The organism is Pseudocolwellia sp. AS88 (assembly GCF_030551755.1).
Taxonomy (GTDB): domain Bacteria; phylum Pseudomonadota; class Gammaproteobacteria; order Enterobacterales; family Alteromonadaceae; genus Pseudocolwellia.
Genome location: NZ_JAUPEC010000016.1, coordinates 38,439 through 48,578, shown reverse-complemented (window position 1 = coordinate 48,578; position 10,140 = coordinate 38,439). Strand labels below are relative to the sequence as shown.

General features: G+C 35.3%; 10 protein-coding genes. All 10 read right to left on the bottom strand.

Features of this window, described 5'->3' with window-relative positions:
* Positions 1 to 180: 180 nt before the first annotated feature.
* The 10 genes from Q5N69_RS12185 to Q5N69_RS12140 all read right to left on the bottom strand — a co-directional run bounded on the left by Q5N69_RS12185 (position 181) and on the right by Q5N69_RS12140 (position 10,050).
* Complete coding sequence (locus Q5N69_RS12185; RefSeq protein ID WP_304369216.1) at positions 181 to 1,197, bottom strand: hypothetical protein; 1,017 nt, start codon at positions 1,195 to 1,197, stop codon at positions 181 to 183.
* Between the two features lie 331 nt (positions 1,198 to 1,528).
* Positions 1,529 to 2,206: an RES family NAD+ phosphorylase gene (locus tag Q5N69_RS12180; protein WP_304369215.1), complete on the bottom strand. Its 678-nt coding sequence runs from the start codon at positions 2,204 to 2,206 to the stop codon at positions 1,529 to 1,531.
* Positions 2,200 to 2,598 (bottom strand): MbcA/ParS/Xre antitoxin family protein, encoded by a 399-nt coding sequence (locus Q5N69_RS12175; RefSeq protein ID WP_304369214.1) that lies wholly within the window; start codon positions 2,596 to 2,598, stop codon positions 2,200 to 2,202. Before Q5N69_RS12175 ends, Q5N69_RS12180 begins: the two co-directional genes overlap by 7 nt.
* 387 nt (positions 2,599 to 2,985) lie before the next feature.
* Positions 2,986 to 3,219 carry a hypothetical protein gene (locus Q5N69_RS12170; protein ID WP_304369213.1) on the bottom strand — a complete coding sequence of 78 codons (234 nt, stop codon included), beginning with the start codon at positions 3,217 to 3,219 and terminating at the stop codon, positions 2,986 to 2,988.
* Positions 3,216 to 4,826, bottom strand: a complete 1,611-nt coding sequence (locus Q5N69_RS12165) for a PepSY domain-containing protein (RefSeq protein ID WP_304369212.1) — start codon at positions 4,824 to 4,826, stop codon at positions 3,216 to 3,218. Before Q5N69_RS12165 ends, Q5N69_RS12170 begins: the two co-directional genes overlap by 4 nt.
* The gene (locus Q5N69_RS12160) at positions 4,823 to 5,110 is read right to left on the bottom strand and encodes a hypothetical protein (RefSeq protein ID WP_304369211.1); all 288 of its coding nucleotides are present in this window, start codon (positions 5,108 to 5,110) and stop codon (positions 4,823 to 4,825) included. Before Q5N69_RS12160 ends, Q5N69_RS12165 begins: the two co-directional genes overlap by 4 nt.
* Positions 5,111 to 5,546: 436 nt before the next feature.
* Positions 5,547 to 5,966 (bottom strand): GNAT family N-acetyltransferase, encoded by a 420-nt coding sequence (locus Q5N69_RS12155; protein WP_304369210.1) that lies wholly within the window; start codon positions 5,964 to 5,966, stop codon positions 5,547 to 5,549.
* A 39-nt stretch (positions 5,967 to 6,005) separates the two neighbouring features.
* The gene (locus Q5N69_RS12150; protein WP_304369209.1) at positions 6,006 to 8,114 is read right to left on the bottom strand and encodes a DUF3488 and transglutaminase-like domain-containing protein; all 2,109 of its coding nucleotides are present in this window, start codon (positions 8,112 to 8,114) and stop codon (positions 6,006 to 6,008) included.
* Entirely contained in the window at positions 8,114 to 9,127 is a 1,014-nt protein-coding gene (locus Q5N69_RS12145; RefSeq protein ID WP_304369208.1) for a DUF58 domain-containing protein, read from the bottom strand. The genes Q5N69_RS12150 and Q5N69_RS12145 overlap by 1 nt, the downstream gene beginning before the upstream one ends.
* Positions 9,124 to 10,050, bottom strand: coding sequence for a MoxR family ATPase (locus tag Q5N69_RS12140; RefSeq protein ID WP_304369207.1), 927 nt, complete (start codon positions 10,048 to 10,050; stop codon positions 9,124 to 9,126). Before Q5N69_RS12140 ends, Q5N69_RS12145 begins: the two co-directional genes overlap by 4 nt.
* Positions 10,051 to 10,140: the final 90 nt, after the last annotated feature.

The window sequence follows — 10,140 nt, the reverse complement described above, 5'->3', positions numbered from 1 at the left end:
ACTCTAATCAGTTTGAAGCTTCAAAACAAACTATAGAAAATAAGTTAAAAGCAATTGAAGCTAAACATGGATGTTTTTCTGATGAATAAAGAAAAAACGATGATTTATAGATAATTAGATAACTTTGAACGTTAAGCTTGGTCCTGAATTACCAGTAAATCCAACTCCCATTACCATTATCTAAAACATAGAACAAACATCAATCACTCGTAACTTTTGATTTGTTACATAAGCAACTTTACAACCATCGGGAGATACTTCTGTGTGTCGTACAGTTCCTCTAGTGATTTGAGACGCTGTTCCATCATGAATAAGCCGAAGTCCATCAATACTTCCTTTATTATTGACTGCACCAATAATACCTACTTTTGTTGGTTTCGCATGTTGAAGTGCTGGACTAATATCAATTAACTCAAACTTTCCATTTACATGTAAAACCCTCACTGTTGCTGTAGTTTCTATGGAAGGGAATCTATTTTCTATCACATAAGCCTTTAACCAACTAATCCATTTGAAATCTGGAGTGAATGCACTTGACGAAGTCATCAGTTCAAGGGATTGACCATTAGCTTGATAATATATCCACCTTTTATCTTTTCCATATTTTTTTGGAATTCGTACACATCCATGTTCTGAGTTTAACTTCCATGCGTCATAGGCCTCACCGCTGGTGTTATCAAGAGGGCATTTATCTATAGGAGGTAAGTATTGGAAAGGCTTACTTTTAGCTTGATCATATTCTTCTTGAGTTTCCGAGTCTAGGTTACCATATAACATCTTAGGTTTAGACGTATGTTGGTTGTTTTTAGGGTTGTATCCACCCATAGCTAAACGGATAAGTATTTTTCCATTTTTATACCCTATCAACTGACCTTTTTTATAAAGCACAGTATTTTTAGTTATAATATCCAGAATATTTACTTGTTTTGACGATTCAAGATCAGAATATTCTACACCAGAAAAGCTATTTTTTCTTTTCGTGGAATTAACACCATAAATAACTTTATCAGCAGACAGCCAGCTAACTACAGAGCCACGTCCCATGCTGTCGACATAACCACTCCCTTCAATATATGCATATGGCTCAGATTCCGCAATAGAGAGTCTAAGCGCATCAGCGTATGCACGTTGCTCACTCTCTGGAAGATCTTCTATTCGATTATTTTTATCAGGAGAGCATCCTTGAACTATTAACATAATTATTAGAAAAAAATAATTTAGCCAGTTTTTTAGATGTAGTTGAGCAATGTCATTCATTTGTAATTATCCATTTACTAGTTATCCATTTAGTGATTTCTGATTATGTAGATGTAGCAGCAACAAAATCATTTTTCTATTTAATAATTTGCCAAGTATCAGGTAAACGCAGTTTGTTGCATTATATGTTCAAAATATTATGTAATATTTTAGAACCTATGAACTAAATCTCGAAAAATTTATGTCGCTTGTTCATCTTTGATAAATGAACCTACAGGCGGTAACAACATAAGTTAAATGCTATTACTCTGATTTATAAAGAAACCAACAGCTAACACGCCATCGTAAGTTCACGAACCTTTGCAATACCTTTACCATCAAAAACAAATTCAAAGTGTTGAGTTTGAACCGCTGACTGAACATGTACAGGAGACATGAGTCCCCAACAAACAGCGTCTTTATTTCTGACTGAGCGATATTGAATACCCGCTTCTTCTAATTTTTTTACTTTAGCACCAAAAATTCTAGAGGCGGTGTAATCATTAGGTGTATGAATATCATCAAGTGAAACAGCATCAATAAGTTCTGCTGAGAACATTACTTTAAGGCACCGCATATCAACGGTGTCGTAGTGAAGTCCTTCAACATTTTGAAAATACTTTTCTTGATGGTATCTAGTCTCCGCTATAGCGGTTTCAGTGGTATCTGCAAGGTAAAGCATACCGAAGGAGCCATCACTGAAACGAGAGCCGTCGGGAGTAACATGGGTAAATGGCGCCGTAACATAGTTTACCCCTGTTATACCAAAAGGTATTTCATTGGTTGGAATAAGATTTAGGTCGCCAAGCTCATCAAGATGTCTGGGATTGGTTAAAGCTTGCAGAGCGTATGCAGTCTCAAAGTCTGTTTCGTCTATTACGTCATCGAATAAGGTAATTGGCGGAAACTTTGAATTAACCATGCGATAAGAGGCTTGTTTAGAGAAAGATACGCGCTTCAGCTCTACCATTGTCCGCTTCTCATGCTGTCGATTCGCTTAAATACTTCATATAAAGCGCCAAAGTTTCCCGTGCTAATAATAGATAGCGGACTTTTACCATTAAAGTATGGATTGTTATTAGGCATACCCATAAAGCCATATACGTTATCAGGGTTAGAGTATATTATTCTTAGCGCCTGATGAATATTAGCAAGATAACTCAGGCGTTCAAGCTGGTCGCTGCTTAAAGAGGCAGAGCTAGGATCTTTTTGATAACGGTGAAAAGAGCTTTTCGGGATCCCTAAAATCGCTTGTTTTTGAGCAGCGGTGCATCCCCACTTTTCAAGGATATTGTTGCCCATGGTAAAAGCTGCACTATGGTTGATGCGTGGTGCATATTGAGCTTCTGCGATCGTTGCCATTGCTTTACTCCCTAATTGAACAATGAAAACATTTTAGTCTCAATTGGAGTATATGTCAATAAATAGTCTCATTTAAGACAGTAGGTGATATAGAGGCGATGTATTCAAATGGGTAAATTATAATGTCGAGTCTGGAGCTTACTTTACCTAAACTGGTTTTAAAAAACATGGATGGGGCTGATATTAACCATACAAGAAAATCAACAATCATAACCTAGTTCATCTGCTTTAGTGGACACCTCCCCGACACTGTCGTAGAGGCGTTCCAATAGGTCTAAATACCCAAATATACCCAATTTAAAAAGACATTATTTAGTCCTGTCAATTTCCAAATTAAACCAACATAGTCAAACTTACGATACGATGTTTTATTAAAGGGAGTCAGAGTTAATCTTTTTGTTTACCAAGGAAAAAAGCAATAAGTAAACCACAAGCTAACGAGGCTGGTATTCCAATAAAAAAACCACCAATAGTACCATAAAGGCTAATAAATAAAGCAATAGCTATACAATAAAGTGCCAAAGCAACCCATCTATAGCCTTTGCTTTTAGAACGAAGTCTAAATAGACTTATGCTAATAACGAAAGATAAAAGCGCAGCCAAATGTATAATTAAATTCATGCCATTTGCCCTTCTAATCTTAATGTGTTTTTAGCTTTCAATCTTTTATTGATGCCTTTCGTTCCCCACACGAAACTTGTGATACCTAGCACTAAGAAAGTCAAATCTACCAGAGTTATAAAGTGATTATTTTGCATAAACGCATGACTATTACTCAACATAATATTGAGTGGTAACACAGAAATACAAGCAACTGAAAAAACAAGAACCGTTAGTTGTAGATATCGATGATAATTAATAGGAAATACAGCTAGAACGAACCAAGCCAACCATGTGTAGAAGAACAATGGACCAAAGTAGTTATTATGCAGTGATCCTGCTACCGCATAATTTAATATCAGTTGTGCTGGAAATAAAACAGCGCAAGCTAGAACCAATCCTCCACAACTACCAATAATAACGCGATTCCAGCGTTGATAAGCCACAATGGAAAGACTAGGATTACTTCCGCGAGTACGTTTACTTAGCCACATCATCATGCCTGAAAGTGGCAATAAAGCTGTTGCTAAACCTAAGAATGTCCAAAGTAATTTTACAAATATGCCGCCAAAGTTACCAAAATGTAAAGGAAAAAGCAGGTTAAGTACTTGTATAGAAACACCTGGAATATCACCTAATGTACTCATAGATTTAACAAACTCACCGTCACCTTTAAATTGAATTAGCTGTGTTTGAACGGCTTCACCACCTAATATGCTTAAATAGACTTCTGCGTTAGCGTCATTATGGGCCATAACAGTTATGTTTCTTATCGACGCTTTAGGGTAACGTTGTTCTGTCTCTATTATCATTGAATCTAATTGAGTAGGAAGGTATTTATGGCTGATCTCTGGTGTAGGAATTACAGTAAAGGTTTCAACCAACTTATCTTGGTCTCCACCAAAACTAACAAAAGCAGCGGCAGGTAATAAAATGACATTAGCTAAACCTAAAAATGCTCCTGTAAAACCGATAACGCCATAAAACAAACTCCCCCAAATCCCCATCACTTTATGAGCATCACTTACAAGAACATCAAGACCTTTCTTTCGTCTAAAAGTAAACAACTCCTTGAGGTATTGTCGATGAATAAACAAACCTGTAATTGTAGACACTAATAAAGTGAGCCCTAAAAATCCGGTTAATATAAGCCCTATCGGACGACCAAGATGCAAATCAGCATGAAAATGACCAATAAATGAAGGTGCATCCGTTTTTCTATTGTCATAATACGCTTGTGCTAGACCATAATATTCATTAACTAATTCAAATGTAATTGGATCAAACTCATAGGCATATGCAGTTTCTTCTTCATAGTTTTCGTCACCTTCGTGAGACTCAAACAGTATTGTAAGTAAGTGAGTTTGGTAACCGTTTGGCATATAAATATGAATATTCTTAGCAAAATCTTCAGGGACCTTTTTATGATATTCATTAACCAGTTCTGTAATTTTAACCGCTGGCACACTTTCAAATTGATGTATTTCTGGATTCGCCCAAATCTTTAATTCTGGACGTGAAAGCACAGCTATGGCACCCGTAAATGCAACAATAAAGAGCAAAATAGCGGTTATAACACCTACCCAGCTATGGATCATAAATAACTTTTTAAGATTTATAGGTTTCATGTTGAGCTCCCTGTTAACGCTAAATAACTAAAGAGCGCATGCGTTATAATCACTAACATCATTAACACAAAGGGATGCCATGCTTTTTCAGCCATGTAAGAATAAATGAATAATACTGGCCAAATAATTGGAAATAACATAATAGGTAAAACTATTTGTTCGCTTTCTTGAAAAGGAATATAAGTTGTCATTCCTGGGATCATCACAACAGCTGCTATTAAAGTTAAAACACAGGCATTGAAATGACGCCACCGTGTTGCTGTAAACGTTTTCTTACTGTTCATGGTTGAGGTCTTTTAATTATTATCTATTAAAGGTTAAAGTATTGTTGTTAGGGCTTATTATTAATGGTGAGCTAAGATTCCCAGACTTGTAGTAGATGGAACATCTCTAATATTTCAAAGCATAATGATTTACATAAATACTGTTAAATCGTACAAAACTTTAATACAAGCACACCAATATTAATGATAACTATTCGTATTATAGTTAGTTTGTATGCGTTATATCAATCACTAATGTATTAAATATTTAAATGCATTCTTTAATAGGAGTGAGTCATTTACTCCGAAGACTAAAATCAAAAGTAAAAGTAGTCAAAATCGAGGATTTTAAGTAAGAGGATATTGAAAGGACAACACAAATAAAATGAATGTAATCGAAGAGCCTATATAGATTAACAGGTGTAATAAGGCTATATTTTACAACCTTTAAGATTTTTTAAATAAACTTACACATACCATGACCTAGATAATCACTTGGTCTTAATAAGTAATGATATTTACTATAAAAATCTTCTTTACCTTTGGCTGAGAAAAGACCAATGGTAGAACCTTCATATGCTGCCGATGTTAAATAGCTTTCGATATGTTCCATTATCAGTGAACCTATTCCCTGCTTTTGGTATTGCGGCTCGACGACAACGTCCTGAATATAGAAGTACATTGCACCATCTCCAACAACACGTCCCATGCCAATCAGTTGTGAATTTTCATATACGGTAATATGAAATAAAGAATTAGCTAAACTTTTGCTGGCAAGTTTTGAATCAAGATCACCCCAACCGACTTTGCTTCGTAAGTTTACAAAGTCAGTAGCTGTAGGTTTCTCAAGTTTAACTATATATTTATCTTGCGTCACAGAAGTCTCATTTCTAGAAAATCATAAAATTCAAACTCGCTACAACTTAGCTTGAATACGTTTATAACTTAGTTTAAATGCCTTACTTGTCACTTGTTTTTGCTTATCGTCTAACGCTTGATATTCTAACGAGCTATAAAGCTGGCTAAACTTTGCAAATTCAAAAGCGATTTCAGGTAGTTGTTGTTTGATCACTAAAACAAAATCTTTAGGCGTCATATCTAATGGTTTATGGACGCCCTGCTTGCTAAGTTTTTCTATGATAAGTTGATAAAAGTAATTATTTGAATGAGGTTGCCTTGCTGCATTAATTTGTCTTATAACCCACCATAAAATTAAAGCACTTAATAACAACAGACCACTTTTAATAACGCTAATAAATTCGATGTCTTTTAAAGATTTAAACGCCAATGCGAGTTGCGCTAAAAACTGATTTTGTTTATCCGCTGTATAACCAATAACCCAACGTGTCCAATTATAGTCTAGGGCTTCAAGTTGTAACCTAATCGCGTTAATTAAAGGGTTATTGTTGCTGTAACGTAATAACGAAAAAGCATCATTTGAAGATGCTGCTTGCTCTCGTAATAACTCATCAGAAAAACCGCGTTCAACACGTTCAGGGTTTATCGCCGCTGTTGGATCTACTCTTATCCAACCTTTATCTTTAAGCCAAACTTCACTCCAAGCATGCGCATCACGTTGATAAACACTAAAGTAACTACCTTGCGCATTATATTCACCGCCCATGTAACCTGTTACTAAACGCGAAGGAATACCAGCAGCACGCATCAAAAATGTAAAGCTACTAGCAAAATGTTCACAAAACCCTGCCTTAGTTTCAAAATAGAATTGGTCGAGGCTATTGTTATCTAATCTCGGTGGATTAAGAGTGTATCGATAAACGTCTTGATTGAATGTGGTTAATACTTCTTGGATCAGATCTGCATTACCTTGTTTATCGTTAGTATATTTAGCGCGTAAACCTTGGGCTTTTTCAACTAATCTCGGGTTACTGCTTTCTGGAATGTCTAAATTACGCTGATAAGAATAATCATTTATATCAATAGCTAATGGCATTTCAACGTAACTCGTTACGTAGTAGCTTGTATTTTGTGTAATTGGTTTCTTGCTATAAAGAGAATAGTCTTGACGATGATAGATTTCATTACCTTGAGTTCTATTTGTATCAACTCTTGCTAGGTCTAAAGCGTATAACCAGTTTTGATATGTAGGTGAAGTGATCACTTGATAATCAAACGTCTTACCCGAAGCATTAGCCGGATCAAAAAAGTATTGGTAAACAATATTACGGCCTGATTTATTATCAAGTCGATCTTCTAGTAGACCACCCAAACCTGTTTTCCATGATTGGCCATCAAACCTTTCCATGACAATTGTTCGCCAATACATTTGCGAATATGCAGGTACTTGATTGTCAAACTTAACTCTAAAAGCCAATTCATCAGACAAAGCAAGATTTGCAATATCACCAACTTTAACTGAATCAGATAAGCCAGTTTTAGCGCTTTTTGCTGTTGGAACTGCCCATAAAGGTGCTAGTTTAGGAAATACAAAAAACAAGCAGATAGCTAATGGTGCACTTTGTAGGAATATTTTTGCAGCTATATTTAAGTTAGCAGAATATTTTTTAGATGGAGCAAAATAACCGATAATTAATGTAAAGTTAAAGATGATGATAAGAGAAAGGATAATGGCAAAATACAAAGATTGTTGGAAAATTAACGAGGCAATTAATACAAATAAACCAAGTAGGATCATTTGATAAAAATCACCTCTTTTATTTAACTCAAAACTTTTTAAAACATACGACAAACACAGTAAATGTAACATGGTTGACAGCAAACCTAATGCTTGAGATGTTAAAGCCAGCAGAATACAGCCAGTTACAGACAATATGCCAATTAGCACTTTATTAGGCTTTTGAGTAAGCTTTTTAAAAATAGATAACTGCCAGCCTAAACATATTGCGATAATAGATAACATCCACCACGACAGTTCAAACGATAACGTTAACAAATTCACAAACTGACAAATAATAAGCAACAAAACACTTTGCTGACTTAAGTTAAAGTCTTGTTGATATGCACTTGCACTGTTATTTTTGTTTAAGCGTTTTTTAAATAACATTAGTGTTTCGCCTCAACATTGAAGGAGGAATAAGACTGTCCTTTTCCGTATAAAGCTAAGGCTTGTAGGCAATTTTTTAAATGTAAACTGCCTGTAGATGGTGAAATTTGAAGATTATCGAGTTCTAAACCAAAAGGAATATTACTCTTATGATGATCGAGTATTAAAAAGCACAACATCTCTAATTTAGTTTCAATTGGCGCTGCCGGTAATTGTTGTAATGTTAACCAAATTGTACTTCCAAGTTCTTGTTGCGTTGTTTTAGTTAACCAACCTTGTCCGCGAGCAAGTTGTTTCCAAGCAATTTGAGCATTCGATTCACCCTGCTTGTATTGCCTAAGTTCGCCAAAATCATCACCACCTTCAGAAATAGTATTACCATTTAATTCTTCATGAAGATCTGAAACATCTTGTTTAATATGATTAAACACCTTCTTTTCTGGGTAAGTTAATACTTCACAAGCAAAATCGAGATGTGTCCAACAAACAAATAAACCAAAAGCATATTCACTTGAGATTTTTAATCGACCAGGATTATTAACTCCGCGAGTTAATGCTTGAAAAGGAATGTTAATTTCAGACTCACCCGAGTTAATCATGTCTGCATATGCTTTTTCGTTGTCTTCAAATACAAAGCTGATATTGAAACGTGGTTTTTTACTAATAATTGATAAAGGTATCGTTACAGTTTGAGTCGCATAAGCGGTAACCTTACTATTAAAAATGAACTGCAAACGCGATAAATTGAAAAAGCTGTACATCATTGAAGTTAAAAACACGCTAGCAAATAAATAACTCATTAAGATGATGAGATTATTTTGGTAGTTAGTACCTAAAAGAAAAAGGATCAATACAGAAAAAACATACGCATAGCCAAACTTAGTGGGCACAATAAATATGTTTTTATTACCTAAGCTTTGTTTATGTGATGCAGGTATCCTTTGATTCAGCCACTTATTAAAGCGTTTTCTAAACCATTGTTTAATGTTTGAAGATTCGGGCTTAGCTGTCATAGAGGATTTGTTGGATCGACTTGTTGTAAAATATTTTTGGCTGCGCTCATTTCATTACCCATTGAAATAGAACCTGTAGTATCTAATCTGTGTTCACATACAGCTTCGAATACGGCTTGAATGTCTTGTGGTAACACATGGTCTCTATTGTCCATAAACGCCCAAGCTTTTGCTGATGCTAATAAAGCCTTACCAGCTCTGGGCGATAACGGATTAACGTTACCTATATTTTTACGAGATACCTGACACAGGGCGATCACATATTCCAAAATAGACTCAGAAACATGAACATCTTCAATTAACTTTTGAATATCAAGTAACTGCTCAGCAGTAATACAAGCCTTTAGGTTATTAATATCTTCTCGATTATTACTATTTGCTAATATTTTCTTCTCAGCCTCTAAACTCGGAAAACCTAAAGTAATACGCATAGTAAAACGATCTAATTGCGACTCAGGTAACGGATAAGTGCCAGAATGAAACAGCGGGTTTTGTGTGGCTATAACAAAGAAAGGTTCAGGTAACGCATACGTTTTCCCATCAATACTTACATGGGCACTTTCCATTGCTTCAAGCAAAGCACTTTGTGTTTTGGGGCTAGCTCTATTAATTTCATCAGCTAATACGACTTGATTGAAAATAGGCCCTTTATGTAAAGTAAAAGCATTTTTGTCTGTATCGAAGATAGAAATCCCCACAACATCAGACGGTAGCATATCACTAGTAAATTGAGTACGCTGATAAGATAAACCAAGTGTTTTTGAAAGTACTTGGGCTAATGTTGTTTTACCCATTCCAGGTAAATCTTCAATAAGAATATGACCTTTAGCAAATAAGCACGCTAAAGAAAGTCGAATTTCAGGTTCCTTGCCGATGACGATAGAACCTACTTGCTGAACAACATTAGCGATTAAGTGATGCATAATTCCTACTACAGGCTTATAAGCCAAATATTAACAAACAGCCTAATTGGTTGATCTGTTTGAAATTTGATTATTGAATTACCTTAAACT